This window comes from Pseudorhodoferax soli (genome assembly GCF_003337555.1).
Lineage (GTDB): Bacteria > Pseudomonadota > Gammaproteobacteria > Burkholderiales > Burkholderiaceae_C > Pseudorhodoferax > Pseudorhodoferax soli.
Genome location: NZ_QPJK01000002.1, coordinates 979,286 through 1,000,986, shown reverse-complemented (window position 1 = coordinate 1,000,986; position 21,701 = coordinate 979,286). Strand labels below are relative to the sequence as shown.

At 69.9% G+C, this 21,701-nt stretch carries 22 protein-coding genes; 7 read left to right on the top strand and 15 right to left on the bottom strand.

Going from position 1 to position 21,701, the window contains the following annotated elements:
• Positions 1–6: 6 nt before the first annotated feature.
• Positions 7–750 (bottom strand): alanyl-tRNA editing protein, encoded by a 744-nt coding sequence (locus tag DES41_RS11390; RefSeq protein ID WP_114467721.1) that lies wholly within the window; start codon positions 748–750, stop codon positions 7–9.
• Positions 751–848: 98 nt separating this feature from the next.
• On the opposite strand from DES41_RS11390, the gene DES41_RS11385 reads away from it, so the two are divergent.
• Both DES41_RS11385 and DES41_RS11380 read left to right on the top strand, forming a co-directional pair.
• Positions 849–1,823 (top strand): Bug family tripartite tricarboxylate transporter substrate binding protein, encoded by a 975-nt coding sequence (locus DES41_RS11385; RefSeq protein ID WP_114467720.1) that lies wholly within the window; start codon positions 849–851, stop codon positions 1,821–1,823.
• Between the two features lie 4 nt (positions 1,824–1,827).
• Positions 1,828–2,307, top strand: a complete 480-nt coding sequence (locus tag DES41_RS11380) for a GFA family protein (RefSeq protein WP_484279569.1) — start codon at positions 1,828–1,830, stop codon at positions 2,305–2,307.
• Between the two features lie 18 nt (positions 2,308–2,325).
• On the opposite strand, the gene DES41_RS11375 is transcribed toward DES41_RS11380, so the two are convergent.
• Genes DES41_RS11375 through DES41_RS11360 form a run of 4 tightly spaced genes read right to left on the bottom strand, consistent with a single transcriptional unit; the run spans position 2,326 to position 5,908 of the window.
• Complete coding sequence (locus DES41_RS11375; RefSeq protein ID WP_114467719.1) at positions 2,326–3,291, bottom strand: tripartite tricarboxylate transporter substrate binding protein; 966 nt, start codon at positions 3,289–3,291, stop codon at positions 2,326–2,328.
• A 55-nt stretch (positions 3,292–3,346) separates the two neighbouring features.
• Positions 3,347–4,549: a M20 aminoacylase family protein gene (locus DES41_RS11370; protein ID WP_114467718.1), complete on the bottom strand. Its 1,203-nt coding sequence runs from the start codon at positions 4,547–4,549 to the stop codon at positions 3,347–3,349.
• 5 nt (positions 4,550–4,554) lie between these two features.
• Complete coding sequence (gene panC, locus DES41_RS11365; protein ID WP_114467717.1) at positions 4,555–5,382, bottom strand: pantoate--beta-alanine ligase; 828 nt, start codon at positions 5,380–5,382, stop codon at positions 4,555–4,557.
• A 52-nt stretch (positions 5,383–5,434) separates the two neighbouring features.
• A complete protein-coding gene (locus DES41_RS11360; RefSeq protein ID WP_114467716.1) occupies positions 5,435–5,908 on the bottom strand; it encodes an Lrp/AsnC family transcriptional regulator in 474 nt (157 codons plus the stop codon).
• Positions 5,909–6,038: 130 nt separating this feature from the next.
• On the opposite strand from DES41_RS11360, the gene mdeB reads away from it, so the two are divergent.
• On the top strand, positions 6,039–8,618 hold the full coding sequence (gene mdeB, locus DES41_RS11355) for an alpha-ketoglutarate dehydrogenase (RefSeq protein ID WP_114467715.1): 2,580 nt from the start codon (positions 6,039–6,041) through the stop codon (positions 8,616–8,618).
• A 44-nt stretch (positions 8,619–8,662) separates the two neighbouring features.
• On the opposite strand, the gene DES41_RS11350 is transcribed toward mdeB, so the two are convergent.
• The 5 genes from DES41_RS11350 to DES41_RS11330 all read right to left on the bottom strand — a co-directional run bounded on the left by DES41_RS11350 (position 8,663) and on the right by DES41_RS11330 (position 14,703).
• Positions 8,663–9,511, bottom strand: a complete 849-nt coding sequence (locus tag DES41_RS11350) for a THxN family PEP-CTERM protein (RefSeq protein ID WP_114467714.1) — start codon at positions 9,509–9,511, stop codon at positions 8,663–8,665.
• 211 nt (positions 9,512–9,722) lie between these two features.
• A complete protein-coding gene (locus DES41_RS11345; protein WP_114467713.1) occupies positions 9,723–10,436 on the bottom strand; it encodes a low temperature requirement protein A in 714 nt (237 codons plus the stop codon).
• Positions 10,437–10,685: 249 nt separating this feature from the next.
• Entirely contained in the window at positions 10,686–12,989 is a 2,304-nt protein-coding gene (locus DES41_RS11340; protein WP_114467712.1) for an ATP-dependent DNA helicase, read from the bottom strand.
• The gene (locus DES41_RS11335) at positions 12,986–13,453 is read right to left on the bottom strand and encodes a hypothetical protein (RefSeq protein WP_147282833.1); all 468 of its coding nucleotides are present in this window, start codon (positions 13,451–13,453) and stop codon (positions 12,986–12,988) included. The genes DES41_RS11340 and DES41_RS11335 overlap by 4 nt, the downstream gene beginning before the upstream one ends.
• Entirely contained in the window at positions 13,450–14,703 is a 1,254-nt protein-coding gene (locus tag DES41_RS11330) for a YbfB/YjiJ family MFS transporter (RefSeq protein ID WP_114467710.1), read from the bottom strand. The genes DES41_RS11335 and DES41_RS11330 overlap by 4 nt, the downstream gene beginning before the upstream one ends.
• A gap of 97 nt (positions 14,704–14,800) precedes the next feature.
• Here DES41_RS11330 and DES41_RS11325 point away from each other — a divergent pair, with 97 nt between their 5' ends.
• Genes DES41_RS11325 through DES41_RS11315 form a run of 3 tightly spaced genes read left to right on the top strand, consistent with a single transcriptional unit; the run spans position 14,801 to position 17,673 of the window.
• Entirely contained in the window at positions 14,801–15,625 is an 825-nt protein-coding gene (locus tag DES41_RS11325; protein ID WP_114467709.1) for a creatininase family protein, read from the top strand.
• Positions 15,626–15,636: 11 nt separating this feature from the next.
• Positions 15,637–17,055, top strand: coding sequence for a MocR-like pyridoxine biosynthesis transcription factor PdxR (gene pdxR, locus DES41_RS11320; protein WP_245965654.1), 1,419 nt, complete (start codon positions 15,637–15,639; stop codon positions 17,053–17,055).
• A 9-nt stretch (positions 17,056–17,064) separates the two neighbouring features.
• Positions 17,065–17,673 (top strand): glutathione S-transferase family protein, encoded by a 609-nt coding sequence (locus DES41_RS11315; RefSeq protein ID WP_114467707.1) that lies wholly within the window; start codon positions 17,065–17,067, stop codon positions 17,671–17,673.
• On the opposite strand, the gene DES41_RS11310 is transcribed toward DES41_RS11315, so the two are convergent.
• From DES41_RS11310 to DES41_RS38355, 4 genes are all read right to left on the bottom strand, one after another.
• Positions 17,646–18,119, bottom strand: a complete 474-nt coding sequence (locus DES41_RS11310; RefSeq protein ID WP_114467706.1) for a carboxymuconolactone decarboxylase family protein — start codon at positions 18,117–18,119, stop codon at positions 17,646–17,648. The genes DES41_RS11315 and DES41_RS11310 overlap by 28 nt on opposite strands.
• 6 nt (positions 18,120–18,125) lie before the next feature.
• Positions 18,126–18,761, bottom strand: coding sequence for an FMN-dependent NADH-azoreductase (locus tag DES41_RS11305; RefSeq protein ID WP_114467705.1), 636 nt, complete (start codon positions 18,759–18,761; stop codon positions 18,126–18,128).
• Positions 18,758–19,234: a GNAT family N-acetyltransferase gene (locus tag DES41_RS11300; RefSeq protein ID WP_114467704.1), complete on the bottom strand. Its 477-nt coding sequence runs from the start codon at positions 19,232–19,234 to the stop codon at positions 18,758–18,760. The genes DES41_RS11305 and DES41_RS11300 overlap by 4 nt, the downstream gene beginning before the upstream one ends.
• 87 nt (positions 19,235–19,321) lie before the next feature.
• Positions 19,322–19,492: a hypothetical protein gene (locus DES41_RS38355; RefSeq protein ID WP_170168142.1), complete on the bottom strand. Its 171-nt coding sequence runs from the start codon at positions 19,490–19,492 to the stop codon at positions 19,322–19,324.
• On the opposite strand from DES41_RS38355, the gene DES41_RS11295 reads away from it, so the two are divergent.
• Positions 19,491–20,672, top strand: coding sequence for a hypothetical protein (locus DES41_RS11295; RefSeq protein WP_114467703.1), 1,182 nt, complete (start codon positions 19,491–19,493; stop codon positions 20,670–20,672). The two genes, DES41_RS38355 and DES41_RS11295, sit on opposite strands and share 2 nt — an antisense overlap.
• Positions 20,673–20,716: 44 nt before the next feature.
• Here DES41_RS11295 and DES41_RS11290 read toward each other — a convergent pair whose 3' ends face one another.
• Positions 20,717–21,607 carry a LysR substrate-binding domain-containing protein gene (locus tag DES41_RS11290; protein WP_114467702.1) on the bottom strand — a complete coding sequence of 297 codons (891 nt, stop codon included), beginning with the start codon at positions 21,605–21,607 and terminating at the stop codon, positions 20,717–20,719.
• Positions 21,608–21,701: the final 94 nt, after the last annotated feature.

The window sequence follows — 21,701 nt, the reverse complement described above, 5'->3', positions numbered from 1 at the left end:
ACCGCATCATGTGGCGAAACCCAGCACCACGCGGCGGGCCATGGCGCCCTTCTTCTCGATCTTGGTCACGACCACGGCGCCGATCTCTGCGGTGTTGGCCACGTGCGTGCCGCCGCAGGGTTGCAGGTCGATCAGTTCCTCGGCGCCGACGCGGATGGTGCGCACGGCGCCCGTGCCGCGCGGCGGCGAGACCGACATGCTCTTGACCAGGGCCGGGTTGGCGTCGAGTTCGGCCTCGGTGATCTCGCCCACGGTGACGGGCAGCGCAGCGCCCACGAGGCGCGCAATGCCGGCGCTGAGCGCCTCCTTGTCCAGCGGCTGGTCGGTATGGAAGTCCAGCCGCGCCGCATCGGCCGTGATCGAGCAGCCGTTCACCGGCAGCGCCACGAGGTGGCACAGCAGGTGCGTGGTGGTGTGGAAGCGCATGAGCCGGTGCCGGCGCTCCCAGTCGACCTCGGCCGTCACGGGCGCGCCCACGGTGCACAGCGCCAGCAGGTCGTCCTGCCCGGGCGCCGGCACATGGCAGATCGCGGCCGTGGGCCGGCCTTCGGCGTCCTTGGCCTTGCGCGTGTCCACGACGCCCAGGCGTTGGCCATCGGCCAGCAGCAGCCAGCCTGTGTCGCCAGCCTGGCCGCCGCCCAGTGGGTAGAAGACCGTGCGGTCGAGCACCAGGCCATCGGGGCCGATGGCGGTGATGGTGGCGCTGGTCTGGCGCAGGCGGGCGTCCTGGCGGAAGAGATCCTGGGTCATCGTGGGAGAGGGCTGTGGTGCAGGCAGGGCCGCCATTGTCGGCGGCGCGGCGCGGGGCCGCTGCTATGCTGGCCGAACACCCAGAACCAGGAGGAGACATGTCCCATCCGCAACGCCGTGCGCTGTTGCTGGGCCTGGCCGCCGGCGCGCTCGCACCCGCTGTGCGCGCCCAGGCCTGGCCGGCCAAACCGATCAAGTTCATCGTCGGCTTTCCGCCTGGAGGCGGCATCGATTTCGCGGCACGCACGGTGCAGGCGCCGCTGCAGGAGCTGCTGGGCCAGCAGATGGTCGTCGAGTACAAGCCCGGCGCAGGCGGCCTGCTGGCGGCCACCGAACTCACACGGGCGGCACCCGACGGCTACACGCTGCTGCTGGCCAACACCGGCCCGTTCGCGATCGCGCCCTACCTGCAGCCCAGGATGCCGTACGACCCGCTGCGCAGCTTCACCTACGTCGGCCAGATCAGCCAGGGCAGCTACATCGCGGTGACGCGGCCCGACCACCCGGCACGCGACCTGAAGGAGTTCGTGGCCTGGTCGCGCGCCAATGCGGGCCAGGTCAACTTCGCCTCGGCCGGCAAGGGATCGTCCACGCACCTGAACGGTGAGCTGTTGAACCAGGTCACCGGGCTGGACCTCGTGCACGTGCCCTACAAGGGCAGCGCACCGGCGGTGCAGGACCTGATCGGCGGCCAGACTCAGCTGCTGATCGACGCGGGCACCGTGCTGCTGCCCCAGGTCAAGGGCGGCAAGCTCAAGGCGCTGGCCGTGACCGGCGCAAAGCGAGACCCGCAGCTGCCCGATGTCGCGACGGTGGCCGAGCAGGGCCTGGCCGGCGTGCAGTCCATCGGTTTCCAGGGCCTGGTGGGCCCGGCCGGCCTGCCGCGGGAGGTGGTCGACAGGCTGGCGACCGGCCTGGCCAAGGTGCTGGCCATGCCGGATGTGCAGGCCAAGTTCGCGGCGGCGGGCGCCGAGGTGCACTACCAGGGGCCCGAGGCCTTCGCCGCGTTCGTCAAGGCCGACAACGAGAAGTGGGCCAAGCTCGTCCGCGACCGCAAGATCCAGCTGGACTGACGTGGTGCAGCCAGGACACGATACCCACGAAGGCCATTGCAGCTGCGGCTTCGTGCGCTACCGCATGGCATCGGCACCGATGATCGTGCACGCCTGCCACTGCAGCTGGTGCCAACGCGAGAGCGGCGGGCCCTTCGTCGTCAATGCCGTGATCGAGGCCGCACGCGTGACGCTGGTGCAGGGCGAAATCCACATGGTCGTGACGCCTTCTGCGAGCGGCAGGAACCAGAAGATCGCCCGCTGCCCGCAGTGCCAGGTGGCGCTCTGGAGCCACTATCCGACGGCCGGCGAGCGCATCTGCTTCGTGCGCGTTGGCACGCTCGAGGCGCCGGCGCGGCTGCCGCCCGACGTGCATGTGTTCACCTCCACGCGCCAGACCTGGCTGCCGCTGCCCGAGGGGGCCTTCGCGGTGCCCGAGTTCTACGACCCCGCCCAGGTGTGGTCGGCCGAGGCCCGCGCACGCTGGGCGGCTGCGCGCGCCTGAAGGGCTGCCTGCGGCGGACTACTCGACCTTGGCGCCCGAGGCCTTGACCATCGCGGCCGAGTTGTCCCAGTCCGCGCGCAGCAGCTGCTGGAAGGCGTCTGGCGCCATGGGGGCGGTCTCCACGCCGAGCCGTGCCAGCCGCTCCTGCACGGCCGGATCGGCGAGCGTCTTCTGCAACGCGGCGTTGAGCCTGTCGCGCTCGGCACGCGGCAGCGCTGCCGGTGCCAACAGGCCGATCCACGAGTCGAAGCTGTAGCCCGGCAGGCCGCTCTCGGCCGCGGTCGGCAAATCCGGCAGGAAGCGGGAGCGCTGCTTGCCCGTGTAGGCGATGAACTTCACGCGCGCATCGTCCCGGTAGCCCATCACGCCGATCAGCGAGGACGTGACCGCCTGCACGCGGCCGGCGAGCACCTCGTTGACGGCGTCGCCGGTGGACTTCATCGGGATGTGCTGCATGTCCAGCCCGGCCATGGCCACGAACGAGGCCATGCCCAGGTGCGTGGCGCTGCCGTTGCCTGCCGAGGCGTAGTTGGTGCTGCCGGGCCTGGCCTTCACGGCGGCGATGAACTCGCGCGTGTTGGTCGCGCCCAGCGCTGCGTTGGCGACGAGGGCGTAGCCCGAGTTGCCGATGTAGCCCACGCCCACGAAGTCTTTGAGGGGGTCGTAGTCGAGCTTCTTGTACAGGTGGCCGACGATGTGGTGGCTGGCAGCGGCCAGCACCAGCGTGTTGCCGTCGGGCGCGGACTTGGCCACGTAGGACGAGCCCACGCTGCCGCCCGCGCCAGCCCGGTTCTCCACGATCACGCTGGCGCCCAGCGCCTGGCCCAGTTCGTTGTTGATCGCGCGGGCGATGGTGTCCTGCACCGCGCCCGTGCCGAAGGGCACGACGATGCGCACCACGCGCTGGGCCTGGGCGGGCAGCGCCGCGGACAACAGGCCGGCCGCCAGCAGCGGCAGCAGGCGCAAGAGGGTGGGGCGGAACATGAAGCGACTCCTGGGGTGGTGAAACGGCAGGCCGAGCAAGAACGACGCCAGCTTGTCAGCGCGGTGTGGCGAGCCAGCGCTCGGCCAGGCGCACGAAGTAGCTCGCGCCGACCGGGATGATCTCGTCGTTGAAGTCGAACGAGGTGTTGTGGATGATGCACGGCCCGGGGCCGTGGCCGGCCATGCGGTGGTCGCCGTCGCCATTGCCCAGGAAGGCATAGCAGCCGGGCCGCTCCATGAGCATGTGTGCGAAGTCTTCGGCGCCCAGCACGCCGGGCAGATCCTCGTCGACCATGGCGTCGCCGACGATCTCGCGCATGACATCGGCCGCGAAGCGCGCCTCGGCCGGGTGGTTTACGACGGGCGGCGAGGCGCGCCGGAACATCACCTCGGCCTGGCATTCGTGGGCCAGGGCGATGTGCTCGGCCTGGTGGCGCAGCCGCGCCTCGATCTTGTCCAGCGCGTCGACCGAGAAGGTGCGCACCGTGCCGCCGACCCAGGCGGTGTCGGGAATCACGTTGGGTGCGTCCGATCCCTGGATCTGCGTGACGGCCAGCAGCGCGCGCTCGGTGCTCGGGATGGTGCGCGCCACCAGGCTGCGCAGCGCCTGCGCGATTTCCAGCACCGCGCCGACCGGGTCCAGGCCCGTGTGCGGCATGGAGGCGTGCGTGCCGCGCCCCCGCACCGTGATGCGCCAGGTGTTGCTGGACGCCATCAGCGCCCCGTGGTTCAGGGCGAAATTGCCCACGCGGCCCAGGTTGAAGTTGTGCAGGGCGAACACCGCATCGCAGGGGAAGCGCTCGAACAAGCCCTCGTCGATCATCTTGCGTGCGCCCGCCTTGCCCATCTCCTCGGCCGGCTGGAAGATGAAATGCACGGTGCCCGCAAAGTCGCGCCGCTGCGCCAGCTGCCAGGCGGCCGCCAGCAGCATGGTGGTGTGGCCGTCGTGGCCGCAGGCGTGCATGCGGCCGTCGTGGCGGGAGCGGTGCGCGAAGCCGTTGACCTCCTGCAGCGGCAACGCGTCCATGTCGGCGCGCAGGCCGATGGTCTTGCCCGTGTCGGGCAGGCTGCCGCGCAACACGCCGACCAGGCCGGTGCCGGCGATGCCGCGGTGCACCGCAATGCCCCAGTTGGCCAGCAGGTCGGCCACCAGCTCGCTGGTGCGGTGCTCCTCGAAGCCGAGCTCCGGGTGGGCATGGATGTCGCGGCGCAGCGTGCGGAAGCGGTCGGTGTCGGCAAAGGCGTCGAGGACGGGCATGGGGCTCAGAACTCCAGGTTGTCGATGAGGCGTGTGTTGCCCAACCGGGCGGCGGCCAGCACCACGCGGGGCGCGCCTGCGGAAGCGGTGGGCAGCAGGTCCGTGCGGCCGCGCACGGCGATGTAGTCGGGTGCCCAGCCGCGTGCGCGCAGGGCGTGCATGGCGGCTTGCTCGGCGGCCTCCGTGCGTCCGGGATCCGCGCGCACGGCGTCGGCCACGGCGCGCAGCTGCGTGATCAGGGCCGTGGACTCGGCCCGCTCACCAGCACCCAGGTAGCCGTTGCGCGAGGACAGTGCCAAGCCGTCTTCGGCGCGCACGGTCTCGCCGCCGGCGATGGTGATGGGCAGCGCAAAGTCGCGCACCATGCCTTCGATCACGCGCAGCTGCTGGTAGTCCTTCTTGCCGAACAGTGCCAAGCCCGGCTGCACGATCTGGAACAACTTCATGACCACCGTGCACACGCCTGTGAAGAAGCCGGGGCGAAAGTGGCCTTCCAGGATGTCGCCGAGGGCCGCCGGCGGGGCCACCTTGTAGGCCTGCGGCGTGGGGTACATCTCGGCCTCGTCGGGCGCGAACACGATATCGCAGCCGGCGCCGGCCAGCAGTTCGCTGTCGCGCGGCAGTGTGCGGGGGTAGCGGTCGAAGTCTTCATGCGGCGCAAACTGCAGCCGGTTCACGAAGATGCTGGCGACCACGGGCCGGTCGCTGGCCTTGGCTTCGCGCACCAGGGCCAGGTGTCCTTCGTGCAGGTTGCCCATGGTCGGCACGAAGGCCGGGCGGGGGCCGGCCTCCAGGGCCTGGCGCAGTTCGGTGATGTGGTGCACGACGTGCATGCGATCGGTCTCCTGGTCTCAAAAAAAGGGCAAGTGTGCCTTGCGCGCGCGCTCAGGCGGCGCTGGACGGCAAGGGCAGTGCCGTCTTGTAGCGCACCTGCTTGAGCGCAAAGCTCGAACGGATCTTCTCGATGCCGGGGATGGGCGTCAGCTGCTCCAGGATGAACCGTTCCAGCGCTGCGATGTCGGCCACGGCCACGCGGATCAGGTAGTCGCTGTCGCCCGTCATGAGGTAGCACTCCATCACCTCGTCGTGCAGCGCGATGCGGCGCTCGAAATCGGCCAATGCCTCCTTGCTTTGGCGCGTCAGGCTGATGGAGATGAACACGTTCAGGCCCAGGCCGAGCCGCGCCGGGTCTGCCAGCGCCACGTAGCCGGTGATGATGCCGTTGGCCTGCAGCGCCTTCACGCGGGCCAGGCAGGGCGAAGGCGAGAGGTGCACGCGCCGGGCGAGTTCCACATTGGACAAGGCCCCGTCGCGCTGCAATTCGTCCAGGATGCGCAGGTCTATTGCATCCAGATTCATTTTGTGCCTCCATTTTTGAATTTGACGGCATTCTGTGCCGCTTTGGCGCCGTGTGCCATGCAGCTCGGCAACATGTTCGGCGCATTTGCACCTAGAGTGCTGGCATCCTCGACTCGATTCTTTGCCCGCCATGAACGCACCCAACTCGATGGCCCAACTGCTGCAGATGCCCGCGGCGGCCGACACCGACCCGCTGGAAACACAGGAATGGCGGGATGCCTTTTCTGCCCTGCTGGCCGCGGGCGGGCCGGAGCGGGCGCGCTTCATGCTCGACGAACTCGCGCGCCTGGCGCGTGTCCAGCGCATCGGCTGGAAGCCTGAACCGGGCACGCCGTACGCCAACACCATCGCCGTGGAGGAGCAGCCCGTGTTTCCGGGCGACCTGGCCGTCGAGGAGCGGCTGGCGTCGCTGATGCGCTGGAACGCGCTGGCCATGGTGGTGCGCGCCAACCTGGCCTATGGCGAGCTCGGCGGCCACATCGCGAGCTATGCCAGCGCAGCGGATTTGTTCGAGGTCGGCTTCAACCACTTCTTCCACGCAAGAGATGACCGGCACCGCGGCGACCTTGTGTTCTTCCAGCCGCACAGCGCACCCGGCGTCTACGCGCGCGCCTTCCTGGAGGGGCGGCTCGGCGAGGCCGACCTCCTGCACTACCGCCAGGAAATCGTTGCGCCCGAGGCCGGCGCGCGCGGCCTGTCGAGCTACCCGCACCCCTGGTTGATGCCGGACTTCTGGCAGTTTCCGACGGGCTCGATGGGCATCGGGCCGATCAGCTCGATCTACCACGCGCGCTTCATGCGCTACCTCACGCACCGCAACCTGCTGGACTGCGCCGGCCGCAAGGTCTGGGGCGTGTTTGGCGATGGCGAGATGGACGAGCCCGAATCCATGAGCGCGCTGACGCTGGCCGCGCGCGAGAAACTGGACAACCTGGTCTGGGTGGTCAATTGCAACCTGCAGCGCCTGGACGGCCCGGTGCGGGGCAACGGCCGCATCATCGACGAGCTTGAGCAGCTGTTCGCCGGCGCAGGCTGGAATGTCATCAAACTTGTCTGGGGCAGCGACTGGGACGGCCTGTTCGCACGCGACCAACAGGGTGCGCTGCTGCGTGCCTTTGCCCACACGGTGGATGGCCAGATGCAGACCTTCGCGGCCAAGGATGGGCGCTACAACCGCGAGCATTTCTTCGGGCAGGACGAAGCCTTGCAGCGCCTGGCCCAGGGCATGACCGACGAGCAGATCGACCGCCTGCGCCGCGGCGGCCATGACCTGGTGAAGATCCATGCCGCCTATGCCGCCGCTGCCGCGCACCGCGGCCAGCCGACGGTGGTGCTGGCGCATACCAAGAAGGGCTACGGCATGGGCACGGCCGGCCAGGGCCGCATGACCACGCATTCGCAAAAGAAGCTCGACGAGACCGACCTGATCGCCTTCCGCAACCGCTTCGACCTGCCGCTGACCGACGAGCAGGCCACCTCGCTGGCCTTCCACAAGCCGGCCGAGGACAGCCCCGAGATGGTCTACCTGCACGAGCGCCGTGCCGCGCTCGGCGGCTTTCTGCCGCGCCGTGAAACGGCCTGCGACGCACCGCCGGTGCCGGCGCTTTCCGGTTACGCGCAATTCGCACTGGCGGCCGAGGGCAAGGAGATGAGTACGACCATGGCCTTCGTGCGGCTGCTGGGTCAGCTGCTCAAGGACCCTCAGTTGGGCCCGCGCATCGTGCCCATCGTGGCCGACGAGGCCCGCACCTTCGGCATGGCCAATTTGTTCAAGCAGGTCGGCATCTACAGCAGCGTGGGCCAGCGCTACGCGCCCGAGGACATCGGCTCGGTGCTGTCCTACCGCGAGGCACTGGACGGACAGATCCTGGAGGAAGGCATCAGCGAGGCCGGTGCCATCGCCAGCTGGACGGCTGCCGCGACGAGCTATAGCGTGCATGGCCTGGCCATGCTGCCGTTCTACATCTACTATTCGATGTTCGGCTTCCAGCGCGTGGGCGATGCGATCTGGGCCGCGGCCGACCAACGCGCACGCGGCTTCCTGCTCGGCGCGACTTCGGGCCGCACCACGCTGGGCGGCGAGGGCCTGCAGCACCAGGATGGCAGCAGCCACCTGGTCGCGGCCACCATTCCCAATTGCAAGGCCTACGACCCGGCGTTCGCTGGTGAGATGGCCGTCATCGTCGATGCGGGCATGCGCGAGATGCTGGTCGAGCAGCAGGACGTTTTCTACTACGTGACGCTCATGAACGAGAACTACGCCCAACCGAGCCTGCCCGAAGGCGCGGCGCAGGGCGTGGTGCGCGGCGGCTACCGTTTCGGCGTGTATGGCCCGCAGGGCGGGGAGGGTGTGACGCTGATGGGCTCGGGCGCCATCCTCACCGAGGTGATCAAGGCGGCCGAGCAACTGGCCATCGAGGGCATCGGCAGCGAAGTCCTGAGCGTCACGAGCTGGAGCGAGCTGGCGCGCCCGACCGGCCGTGCGACCCTGGCCGAACTGATGACTGGCCGAGGCCCCATCGTCGCGGCCAGCGACTACGTGCGTGCCGTGCCCGAGAGCCTGCGTGCGGGTGTTCCAGCATCACGAAGCTATGCGACGCTGGGCACGGATGGTTTCGGCCGCAGCGACACGCGGGCCGCACTGCGCCGCTTTTTTGGTGTCGACGCAGCGGCCATCGCCGAGGCAGCGCGGGTCGCTCTGCAGACATAAAAAAACCCCGCCGAGGCGGGGTTTTGGAAGCAAGGCTGAAAAAATCAGGCCTTGCTCTTTTGCTGGCGGCGACGCAGGCCAGCCAAGCCCAGCAGGCCAGCACCGATCAGGGCGATCGAAGCAGGTTCAGGGACTTCACCAGCGCGAGTGATGCGGAACGAAAATTGCGAGGTGTAGTCCTCGCCCTCAGGCGTGGAGAAACCGAAGCACGACGTGCCCACAGCAAAGCCAGCCAGTTCGCACTGTTTCGGCAGCAACTCCGTAAAGCCGGTTGCCACAAACTGCAGACCGTACTCGTAGCCTTCATAGGTGAAGTTTTCGCCAAGTCCGCCCACGATCGTGAAGATGTCGCTGCACAGCGTCGTGTCGGTATCCTTCGTGGGGCAGTTAGTGGCGTTGTTTGGCGTTTCAACGAACCGGACTTGGTAGTTCTGCGTCAAGATTTTGCCCGGGCCGACTTCGGGCTCCAGCCCACTCAACGTCAACGACGCATTGATGACCGTACGCGACAGCGTCCAGCTGTTAGCGCCAATGCTCATGTTGTTGTAGTGGGTGTAGCTGTTTGCAGCTACCAACGCACCGTTGGTATCCGTCGTACCTCCGTTGGGAGAATTGTTGATGCCCAAGCCGCTGCGGTTGCCGTTTTCAATGCTACCAGCGGTGGTCGTGCCTGGCACGAACTTGCGGCCCCACTGGAGCAGATTGGTTTGGCTGTCGTACATGCTATCCGACGAAGCCGGTGCGCCAGGAGTGGTGCCAGAAGGCACATACTGGGTGGCGCTGATGTCAAAGGCGCTCGAAACGCTGTAGGTCCACTTGGTGACGGGAGCAGCAGAAGCCGCAGTTGCTGCGAACACCGCAACCGCGGTTGCGAGAAGTTTGAAGTAGCGCATTGTCTATTCCTTAATTCGGTGAGACAGATGAGGAGAAGGCGGCCCAACGAGGTTGGTGCGAGATATCGAGCAACTCGCGTGCCGTTCATTAAATATTGAACAAAAACATCGACTTGGTTGTGGTTTTGGCTCGTTCTCCGTACTTGGATGTCAAGATTTTCGACGTGGCGTGAAGTTTCAGTGGTGTGCGACACGCTGCCGTCATGGCATTTCACACGGCCCGCGGCGGCGCCGCAGACGCTTTGTCTCCCGGATGCCGACCACGAGCACCGCGGCGGTGGTCAGCTACCCCATGGGGATCATGCATGCCTGCCATGCCGAAGGGCATGAGTACCTGCAGCATGATGGCCCCGACGATGTGCGAGACGGTCACGCCACTGCAAACCACCGTCTCGTGGACCGCACTGCCCAGTAGATGGATCGGCGGCCCCATCAGCAGGATGGCGACCTGGGCTGCCCTCGGCATGGCACGTGGATGGACCGCTGCAAGGTCGTTGCGGACCGCGGTGGCGATGAGCCGGCCCTGAGAACGGCATGGAGATGGTGGAAACGGGCGCCGATCCGACCGGGACCGTCCGAGCGCACGATAGCCTCGCTCGCCTCCTTGCTGAGGCGCCGCAACAAAGCCACCGCAGTGCGTACCGAGGAAGGTGGTCAGCAGTGCCTGGAGCACCGGACGACCTGTGCTCCACGTCGGACAGGCCTCATCGGACAGCGACTGCCGCGCGGTGAACGCCGTGCGCTTAACCTGGACGGCGACATGGGACGGCGCGAAGACCATTTCGCGCTCTCCGACCCCCTGGGGGATGCTGAACGCCGTCACCGGACCCAACCCCATGCTGGCGAAGATGAGGCCGCGGATGTGCGGCGCCTTGGTGTCAAGCCAGAGGATGACCCGGCCGCTGTACTGCGAGCCCAGCCACACGGCAAACCACGGATCAGCACTTCAATGACGCCGGTGACCGAGAGGTGGTGTATGAGCTGGTGGCTGAACTGCGCGTGCGCGAACACGTGGACCAGGTTGAGGACGAAGTCTTAGACAGGCACGCCGGCGTGGTGCCCATCGCGGTGCCGCAACAGGGCTTGGTGCTTGGCATCGGCGTTGCTGGCCGTCGCGTGAGCAGGGTGCATGTGTCATCGTTGCAACGCATTGCCATGCTGCAATGGAGACAACTCATGCCACGGGAAGTGCCATCGGCCACCACTTCGGCAACAGGGCCCGCACCGCACGGCGGGCAAAACGCGCATCGATGAGCACGACCACGCCCCGGTCCTCGCGCGACCGAATCACACGGCCCGCCGCCTGCACCACCTTGCGCAGGCCGGGATACAGGTAGGCGTAGTCGTAGCCGGCACCGAACGCGTCCTGCATGCGCCGGCGCATCTCCTCGTTGACGGGATTGACCTGCGGCAGTCCGAGCGTCGCGACGAAGGCGCCGATCAGCCGGTCGCCCGGCAGGTCGATGCCCTCGCCGAAGCTGCCGCCCAGCACTGCAAAGCCGATGCCCGCCCCGCGGGGTGCAAAGCGGGCGAGGAACGCCTGGCGTTCGGCCTCGTCCATGCGCCGGGTCTGGCGCCAGTGGGGGATGGTCGGGTGCATCAGTGCGAACGCGTCGGCCACCAGTTCCAGGTAGTCGTGGCTGCTGAAGAACGCCAGATAGTTGCCGGGCTGCGCCAGGTACTGCTGCGCCATCAGCGCGGCAATGGGCGCGGCAGACGCCTGCCGGTCGGCAAAGCGGGTGGAAATGCGGTCGGCCACGCGCACGCACAGCTGCTCGGCCGCATAGGGCGATGCGATGTCGACGAAGGGCGTGTCGGCCGGCAATCCCAGCATGTTGCGGTAGAAGTCCGGCGGCGCCAGCGTGGCTGAGAACAGCGTGCAGTTCCACGCAGCTGCCAGCCGCGGCGCCAGGAACTCGGCCGGGATCAGGTTGCGGATGTGCAGTTCGGCATCGTTGCGCCCGGTCCCCTTGCCGGCGGGCAGGCGCGTCACATCGACCATGGAATGCGCCCCGAAGCTCTGCACCAGCCGCAGCAGCTGCAGGGCTTCGAACCAGAACGACTGCAGCGCACCGTCGAGGGGATGCGGCGCGCCCGGCGCGGCATCGGCGAAGTAGTCGCCCAGCGCAGCGGCAGCGTTCTGCAGCGCAGTGGCCCAGTCGGCCGGTGGCGCCTCGCGCGTGCTGTAGGGGCGCTCGTCTTCGGCCAGCAGGGCGCGCCATTGCCGGTCCAGCCGCTCGAGCGGGCGCCGCAGCGCAGCCGGCGCCTCGCGTGCCAAGGCCCGCACCGTGCCGCGCTGCATGCCGGCCGAGTACATGGCGCGGCCTCGGTCGACCAGGTTGTGCGCTTCGTCCACCAGCACGCCCACGCGCCATTCGTTCTGCACGGCCAGCGCGTACAGCATGGCGCTGCCGTCGAACCAGTAGTTGTAGTCGCCGACCACCACGTCGGCCCAGCGCGCCAGCTCCTGGCCCAGGTAGTAAGGGCAGACCTGATGCGCCAGCGCCACCTCGCGCAGCGTGGCGCGCGCCAGCGGCCCTGCGGCCACCGCCGCGCCTCGGGCGGCCGGCAGCCGGTCGTAGAAGCCGCGCGCCAGCGGGCAAGATTCGCCGTGGCAGGCCTTGTCGGGGTGCTCGCAGCTCTTCTCGCGCGCGGTCAGTTCCAGCACGCGCAGCGGCTGGCCCATCGGCGCGATGCGTGCGAGGGCATCCAGCGCCAGCTGGCGGCCCGGTGTCTTGGCCGCGAGGTAGAACAGCTTGTCGATGCCCTTGCCCGGGCAGGCCTTGAGCAGCGGGAACAGCGTGCCCACCGTCTTGCCGATGCCCGTGGGGGCCTGCGCCAGCAAGGGCCGGCCGCGCGCGGCCGCGCGGTACACGGCTTCGGCCAGGTCGCGCTGGCCAGGGCGGAACTCGGCGTGCGGAAACGCCAGCGCTGCCAGGGCCGCGTCGCGCGCAGCGCGGTGGGCCTGCTCTTGCGCGGCCCAGGCCAGAAAGCGCTCGCATTGCTGCTCGAAGAAGGCCTGCAGTGCCGCCGCCCCGTGCCGTTCCTCGAACACCGTCTCGCGCTGGCTCGCGATGTCGAAGTACACCAGTGCCAGTGTCAGCGCGGGCAGGCCGCGCTCGGCGCACAGCAAGGCGCCATAGACCTTGAGCTGGGCCCAGTGCAAGACCCGCTGCTGGGCCGGCTGGCGCGCCAGGTCGCCGCGGTGGGTCTTGATCTCTTCGAGCCGTTGCCGGGCGGCGTCGAAGCCGTCGGCGCGGCCGCGCACCTGCAACGCGCCGTGGCGCCCCTGCAGCCGCACTTCGGATGCGTAGTCCGGCGCGCGCCGCCCGGTCACCAGCGCGTGGCCGGCGATGCCCTCCAGCGCGGTGGGCGCGGGCGTGAAGCGCAGGTCCAGGTCCCCGGCCTTGGCCGTGAACTCGCACAGCGCGCGCACGGCCACCGTGTACGGCGGCGGCGCTGCCGGCGTGCCGTTCAAGGGCAGCTCAGCACCGTGCCCTGCTGCGTGCACAGCTGACCCTGCGGATTGACCAGCTGGCCGCCCGCGCGGTTCAGCCGTTGCCCCTGGCTGTCCCAGCAGCCGCCTGCGTCGCAGCGCGCCACCTGCGGAGGCTGCGGTCGGGTCGGTGCCGTGGTGGTGGGCGCTGTGGGCGCTGCCGGTGGCGCCGGCATCCCCGCTGGCGGCAGCAGCACCAGTGGGCGTTCGGCACGCGAAGGCGGTGGGGCGTCGGCCTCGGCGCGGAAGCAGGCGCGTGCCGCGCGTTGGCGCGCCGCGCGCAACAGCACGATGTCCGGCTTCTGCTCGGCCATGGTGGCGTCGAGCCGCTCGCGTGCGGCCAGGCAGGCGGGCGACTTGAGCGCATCCTCTGGCGACATCGCCGCGGCGCCCACCACCAACCCCGCGAGCACGGCCGCAACGAGAGCCCGGCCACCCGGTCTCATCGCGTGCTTTCCTTGGGATAGCGGCGCGCCCCCAGCAGGTACAGCGCCGCGCCCAGCAGCAGCGTGCCGGCTGCCACCATCAGGGCCAGCGCGAAACCGCGCGCCGGCGAGCCCGACCAGCCGATCAACAGTGCCACCAGCGGCGGCCCCAGCACCTGGCCGATGCCGTACAGCGCCGTCAGCAACCCCATGGTGCTGGCCGCGTTGGCGGGCCGCAGGCGGCGCACCTCCTGCATGGCGAAGTAGGTGATGGCCGTGAACGGCAGCCCCAGCAGCAGACTGCCCAGCACGAAGCCCGGCAGGGTGGGGCTGACCAGGCTCATGGCCACGCCCACGGCCTGCACGCCGTGGCACAGCGCCAGCATCCGGCGCAGGTCGCCGCTCAGGGCCACACGCGTGGTGGCCATGGCGCCGAGGATCACGCCGGCGCCGAAGATCGGCCAGAACAGGTCGAGCCAGACCGAGGCCGGCAGCGCCGCGCGGGCGATGACGGGCAGGAAGGTGGCGGTGATGATGTAGCCAAAACCGGCGCAGCCATAGCCCGCGGCCAGCAGGGCCACCTCGCCGCGCGGGGCCGCGCGCTGCGCGGCGGACGGGCCGGCCGCCGCAGCCACCGGCGGCGCCGGCAATTCGCCGTGGCGCAGCACCGGCCGCACGGCGACCGTCATGGCGGCGGCCAGCGCGCCGAACACCAGCCAGCCCAGCCGCGCGCTGCCATCGCCTACCACCACCGCTCCGGCGATCAGGCCGCTCAGCACGATGCCCGTGCCTGGTCCCACATAGATCATGCCGCCCAGCGCGCCGCGGTCGCGCCGCGCCAGCTGCGCCAGGCACCAACCCGAGATGTAGACGAACACGAATGCGCTGGCCACGCCGGCCGCGAAGCGCAACGCCGGCCACAGCGCCGGCCAGGGCAGGGCCATGGCCAGCGTCAGCAAGACGGTGGCGACGAGGCCGGCCTGCACCAGCCGTGCGGCGTTGGGCGGTGGCGGATTGCCGAGCCGGCGCCAAAGCCAGGGCTGCAGCGTGCAGAGCACTGCGCCGAGCAGATAGCCCAGGTAGTTGGCGCTGGCCAGCCAGCTGGCGCCGGCCAGGTCGATCACGCCGTCGTGCAGCATCATGGGCATCAGCGGCGTGAACGCGAAGCGGCCGATGCCCATGGCGGTGGCCAGGCCCACCGCGCCGGCGGCGGCGATGGCCCAGGGGCCGTACGCCACCGGGGCGGAGGCGTCGGATGGAATCGATGACATAGGGGATGGGGCAGGAGGCGGCAGGCATGTTAGCGCCCGGGCCGTGGCGGCGCCGGCACAGGGGCACGGCCGCGGAACACGCTCTAAGATCCCCGCCATGAGCCTACCCTCGCGATTCTGGTCCGATCTCGGCACGCGCGATTTCGCGCGGCTGGACCCCGCCGCCACCGTGGCCGTGCTGCCCGTGGCCGCCACCGAGCAGCACGGCCCGCACCTGCCCGTGCGGGTGGACGCGGCGTTGGTCGACGGCGTCATCGCCGCCGCGCTGCCGCACCTGCCCGAGGCCTTGCCGGTGCTGTTCCTGCCGACGCAAGCCATCGGCCGCAGCAGCGAGCACCAGCGCTTTCCGGGCACGCTGTCGCTGTCGGCCGAGACCACGATCCGGCTGTGGACCGAGATCGGCGAGTCGGTCGCGCGCGCCGGCCTGCGCAAGCTGCTGATCTTCAACAGCCACGGCGGCCAGGTCTCCATCATGGACATCGTGGCGCGTGACCTGCGCACGCGCTGCGAACTGCTGTGCTACCACGCCAGCTGGTACACCCTGCCGCTGGGGCAGGACGTGGAAGGCCTGTTCAGCGCCGAGGAGCACCGCTTCGGCATCCACGGTGGCGACATCGAGACCTCGATGATGCTGGCGCTGGACCCGGCCCGCGTGGACATGGCGCAGGCCCGCCACTTCCGCTCCACATCGCAGGACCGCGCTGCCGCCTACCCCATCCTGGGCAACGGCAAGACCGCCAAGCTCGGCTGGCAGATGCAGGACTACAACGCCGATGGCGCGGCCGGCAACGCCGCCAACGCCACGGCCGAGAAGGGCCGCGCGCTCGTGGACGCCGCCGGCCGCCAGCTGGCGGCGCTGCTCGGCGAGCTGTCCAGCCTGCCGCTGGCCACGCTGGTCGACGCTCCTCGGCTGGCCGACTGAGTGGCCGCTGAGTGACCGACGGAGTGGCCGCCCCCGCCGCGCCGCTTGCGCTGGCGCTCGACCGCGCCGCACCCGCCGCGCTGTCCGAGCAGATCGCCGCCGGCCTGCGCAGCGCGATTGCGCAGGGCCGCCTGGCCCCCGGTGCGCGGCTGCCGTCCTGGCGTGACCTGGCCTCCCAGCTGGGCGTGGCGCGCGGCACCGTGCGCGCGGCCTACGAGACGCTGATCGACGCCGGCCTGGTCCAGGCCCTGGGGGCTGCCGGCACGCGCGTGGCGAGGTGCGTGCCCGTGCGTTCGCAGGACGATCCACCAGCCACCGCCGTGCCTAGCCCGCTGCCCGGCCTGGTGCGCGGCAGCGGTGTGTTCCAGATGGGCGTGCCGGCGCAGGACGCGATCCCGGCCAAGCTCTGGTCGCGCCTGTTCGTGCGCGCGGCCCGCGCGGCCGCCGGCGCCGCGCCGGACTACCCCGATCCGCGCGGCGAGCCCGCGCTGCGCGCGCAGATCGCCGCCATGCTGGCCGTGGCACGCGGCCTGGCCTGCAGCCCGGCGCAGGTCTACGTGACGGGCGGCCACGCGGCATCCGTCACGCTCGCGGTGCAGGCGCTGGGCCTGGCGGGACAGACCTGGACCGAGGAGCCCGGCTACCCGCTCACGCGCAGCCTGCTGGCCACGCTCGGCCTGGCCACCGTGGCGGTACCGGTGGACGCGCAGGGCCTGGACGTGGCGGCCGGCCAGGCGCTGGCGCCGCAGGCCGCGCTGGCCGTCGTCACGCCCGGCCAGCAGGCCCCGCTGGGCGTGGCGCTGGCACCGGCGCGGCGCCGTGCGCTGCTGGACTGGGCCGTGCGCCAGCAGGCCTGGGTGCTCGAAGACGACTATCTCGGCGAGTTGCAACTGCAAGGCCGGGCCGCGCCCGCGCTCGGTGCCGGCGTGGCCGCGGCGCGCGTGCTGCACGTGGGCACCTTCAGCAAGACCATCAGCCCGGCGCTGCGCCTGGGCTTCCTGGTCGTGCCGGCCGACCAGGTGGCCCGCTTCGACGCCGCCACGGCCCTGCGCGGCAGCGCGCCCGCGCCGCTCGTGCAGCAGGCCGTGGCCGAACTGCTGCAGGGCGGCCACCACCTGCGCCACCTGCGGCGCATGAAGCGCCTGTACCTGCAGCGGCGCGATGCGCTGCTGGCCTGCCTGCGCACAGCCGGCATCACCCACCGCGCGGCCGGGCTGGCCGTGCTGCTCAAGCTGCCGCCCGGGCGTCGCGACGTGGCGATCGTGCGCGCGGCCCAGGCCCTGGGCCTGTCACCCGCGCCGCTGTCGTCCTGGTATGTGCGGCCCGGCCCCGAGCACAACGGCCTGCTGCTGGGCGTCACCAACCTGCGCGTGGACGACACCGCGGCGCAATGGGCCCGGCTGCAGGCCCTCGTTGGAGCGGCGCTCTAACATCCGCCCATGCACATCCTGCGCACATCCCCCGCCTCGCCTTTCGGCCGCAAGGTCCGTATCGCCGCCGACATCGCCGGCCTGGCCGACCGCATCCGCATCGAAGCGGCGGACACCAACGACGCCGACGACCTGCTGCGCAAGCAGAACCCGCTCGGCAAGATCCCCACGCTGCTGCTGGACGACGGCGAACCGCTGTACGACTCGCGCGTGATCGTCGAATACCTCAACGAGACCGCGGCCATGCCCGTGCTGGTGCCGCCCGGGCCGGCCCGCCTCGCCGTGCTGCGCCACCAGGCGTTGGCCGACGGCCTGATCGACGCCTGCATCCTGCAGGTCTACGAAGGCCGCTACCGCCCGCCCGAGCTGCGTGGCGAGCAGTGGCTCGCGCACCAGCGCGGCAAGATGGAGCGCGCCCTGGCCCACCTGGCCACGCACCACGCGGTGCCCGGCGCGGGCGTGCCGCACATCGGCGAGATCGCCCAGGCCTGCGCGCTCGGCTACCTGGACCTGCGCTTCGCAGGCGCGTGGCGCACGGCCCACCCTGCGCTGGTGGCCTGGCTGCAGGACTTCGCAGCACGCGTGCCGGCCTACGCGCTGACCGCACCGGCGGCCTGAGCCGCCGCCTTCGGCACCATGCGCAGCCCCACGCCGATGCGGTTGAACGCGTTCATGAGGCCCACGGCCAGCGTCAGTTCGCCGATCTCGCGTTCGCCGAACACCGCAGCCACGGCGGCGTAGTCGGCATCGGGCGCCTGCGTCTGCGCCACCGCGGTGAGGCTCTCGGCCCATTGCAGCGCAGCGCGTTCGCGTGCGTCGAACAGGGGCAGGGCTTCGCGCCAGACCGGCACCAGCAGCAGCTTGTCCACGGCCATGCCCAGCTGCAGCAGGTCGCGCGAATGCATGTCGATGCAGTAGGCGCAGCCGTTCATCTGCGACACGCGCAGATAGACCAGGTCCACCAGCACCTTGGGCAGACTGCATTGCGCGAGGTAGGCGCTGGTGGCGTACAGGCCCTTGGCGGCGTTCGGCGCCGCATCGTTGAGCAGGAGTCGTTGCGTCATCGTCCTTCAGTCCTGGAGTTCGAGGGGGGCGGGCTGCGGCGCCGCCAGTCGTGCGACCTGGCGCAGTGCGTCGTCCCACGCTGCGGCAAGCGCTTCGGGTCCGCGCACCGTGGCCTGCAGCACGAAGAAGTGCAGGTCGTGCAAGCCCATGGTGTTGAACACGGCGCGCAGGTAGGGCGTCAGGAAGTCGGGCTGGCGCGCGCGCTCGCCCAGGAACATGCCGCCCGCCGCCACCGCGATGTAGACCGGCCGGTTGCGCAGCAGCCCGCGCTTGTGGCCTTCGGGTGTGGGCGCAAAGGTACGGTGGATGCGCAGCACATGGTCGATCCAGGACTTGAGCGCCGAGGGCACGGTGAAGTTGTGCATGGGCGTGCCCAGCACGATGGCGTCGGCCTGCACGAGTTCGGCGATCAGCGTGTCCGAGCGTACCAGCGCACCGGCTGCGGTGCCCACTGGCGCCTTGCCGGCCAGCGCATCGGCGTAGGCACCGTCCACATGCGGCAGCGGCTCGGCCGCCAGGTCGCGCAGCTGCACCTGCATGGCGGGATGCACCGCGCAGAGCCGCTCCACGATGGCCTGTGCCAGCCGCGCGCTGTGCGATTCCTGCGCACGCGGGCTGCAGGTGATGTGCAGGAGCTTCATGCGGCCACCTCCGCCGGCACGGCGCAGCTGAAGCGCGTGGCCTTGTTGGCCAGGCCCTGCGCCGTGTAGAAGCGTTGCGCGGCGGTGTTGGCGATGGCGGTGTCCAGCACGACATGGGCGCAGCCGGCCTGCGCGGCCAGCTGGCGCGTGGCCACGATCAGCCGCGCGCCCCAGCCCTGGCCGCGCACCTCTTCGGCACTGACGAGATCGTCGACATACAGAAAGCGGCCGTAGACCAGGTTCTCCTGCAGCCGGTAGCCGGCCAGTGCCAGCACCCGCTCGCCGTGCCAGGCGACCAGCACGCGGTAGCTGTGCTGGCGCATGCGCTGCACGCGCTCCAGGTAGTCGTCGATACCGGCCAGCTGCGGGCGCAGCTGGCGGGCCACGGGCCAGCAGGCGCGCAGCGCAGCGGCGCTCTCGGCGTGGCGCAGGGCCGTGCCGGGCGGCAGGGGAATGCTCGTTGCGGTGTCCATGTTCCTTCCTTGGGTCGATGGAGGAACTGTAGAAACGCGGCGGCGCGCCCACCAGACCCAAGAATGTGCGATCGGACTGGACCAAGATCAGGGCTCGCGCTGGTGCGCCGTGCCGCCGGCTTCCAGCGCGGGCGCGTCGACATCCTTGGACCCTGCGCCCCCGGCGGCCTGACCGAGGACGTCCTCACAACAGGGTATGTGCCGCAGAGCGATCCTGGCGAACATCGTGGCGTCCTGGCTTTCGAAGGAGCGAGACATGGGTGGTTTCTTGGGCAACTTCGTCGCCGTGCAGGGTGGCGGCAGCGTGCTGCTGCTGATCGGCTTTCTTGTCGCCACCACGCTGTTGCAGCAGCGTGCGAGCCAGCAGGTGCTCGACGTTCTCGACAACCTGCCGGACCGGGTCAAGAGCACGGAGCTGCATCAGGCGGCCTGCAGGTATTTTTTGCGCCGCAACGTCGGCAACCTGTTCACGAGCCGGGCCCATGTGATTCCGATCTGGTTCCTGATCGTCGTCGTCGGGGGATGTGCATCCGTCTGCTACTTCGGCGCGCAGATGGTTGCGGCCTCCGAGGTCGTGCCCAGCTACGTGCTCGGCGGCATCCTGGCCACCCAGCCCGGCGTTGGCAGTGCCCAGGCGCTGCAGCACTACCAGTCGCAAACCGTCTTCGTCGGGTCCATGGCGTTCCTGGCGGCGTACGTGTGGATGATCCACCAGTTGATCAACCGCATCAACAACGACGACATGAACCCGATCACCTACTACTTCCTGTCGATCCGGTTGCTCGCGGTATGCCTGGTTGGTGGGCTGTCGCGCCACGTCGTCGAGGCGATTCCTTTCCTGCGCGATCTGAGCACTGTGACGATCGAAGGGGTGGACTATCCGGCTGGCCTTGCCATCCTGGCCTTTCTGATCGGCTGGAATCCCACGCTGTGGATCGATGAGCTGCTCATCAAGGTGCGCGACCTCATCAAGACGCAGATTCCTTCGCAGCGCTGGCCAGACAAGGAAAAGCTGCCCAACAACATGTCCCTGATGCTGCTGCAGGGCATGGTGCCGGACAAGGTCGACCGGCTGAACGAGCTCAACATCGATAACGTGCAGAAGCTCGCCAGCGAGAACCCGATGGTGCTGTGGGCGCGCACGTCCTACACGCTGGACCTTGCCGTCGATTTCGTGGGCCAGGCCCAGCTGGCGCTGCTGTTCGACGAGTCGCGCCTGAAGGACCTTGGCACGCGGGGCATCAGGGACATCTGGACGTACGCGCTCAACATCGACTCGGCCGCGGGTGTCACCACGCTGTCGACGCTGCTCGACGTGCCCGAGCAGATCATCGACAGCCACCACCGGCGCATGGCGCAGTGCCCCACGCTGGCCCGGCTGGACGAGTTGCGGCGCGCACTGCATCCCGTGCAGGTTGCCGGCAACGCCGGCCCCTAGCCGAGCCGTTGAGCGTCGCGGTGCGGGTGGGAACGCGACCGCTTTCAACGCACCATGTCGACCGCCAGCCGCGCGAGCCGGTCGCCGAACTGCTTGGCCAGCAGCGAAGGCCGCTCCGGCCGCGTGATCGCGTACAGCCGCACCACGCGCCGCGGGAGCAGCGGCCGCACCACCAGGTCGTCCGCCAGCGCGCGAACCGAGAGCTGGTCGACGATGGCGATGCCCGCGCCTGCACGCACCATCGCAGCAGCCACGAAGGTCTGCCCCACCTCGATGCCGATGCGCCGCGTGGCACCGGCCTCGGCGAAGGCGCTCTCCGTCTCGAAGCCGATCGGCAGCGTCGAGCTGAAGGAGATCAGCGGCACGCCGTGCAGGTCGCGGGCCGACACCGACTTGCGCGCCGCCAGCGCATGGCCGTGCGGCAGCAGGCAGACCAGGCGCGAGCGGCCGATCTCTGTGGCCACCACCTCGGGCTGGCGCGGCACGTCCCAGGCATAGCCGATGTCTGCACTGCGCGTGCGCACCAGCTCCACCACCTCGTAGTTCAGCGCCGTCTGGACGGAGACGCGCACGTCGGGCGCAGCTTCGGTGGTCTGGCCCAGCACGGTGGCCACGAGGGTCGAGGCGACCGACGGATTGCAGGCCACCGACAGCCGCCCGCCGCGCAGGTTGCGCAGGTCGCCCGAGGTGCGCTCGACCGCCTCGACCTCGCGGTACACGCGCTCGATGTCGCGCTGCAGCGTCAGCGCTTCCGGCGTCGGCGCCATGCGGCCGCTGCGCCGTTCGAACAGCAGCATGCCCAGGCGGGTCTCGGCGTTTTTCAGCGTGCGGCTCAGTGCCGGCTGCGACACGGCCAGCAGGCGCGCGGCGCCGGTGACCGAGCCCTCCTGCAGCACGGCGCGGATCACCTCGATGTGTCTGAGCGTCAGGCTCATGGGGGCTCCTTCTGCTTCGCCTGCGGGGCCAGCGCCTGCGCGCGGCAGCGCTCGCTGGGGTCAACCCCGGGGTATGCAGTGACTCTATGGACAG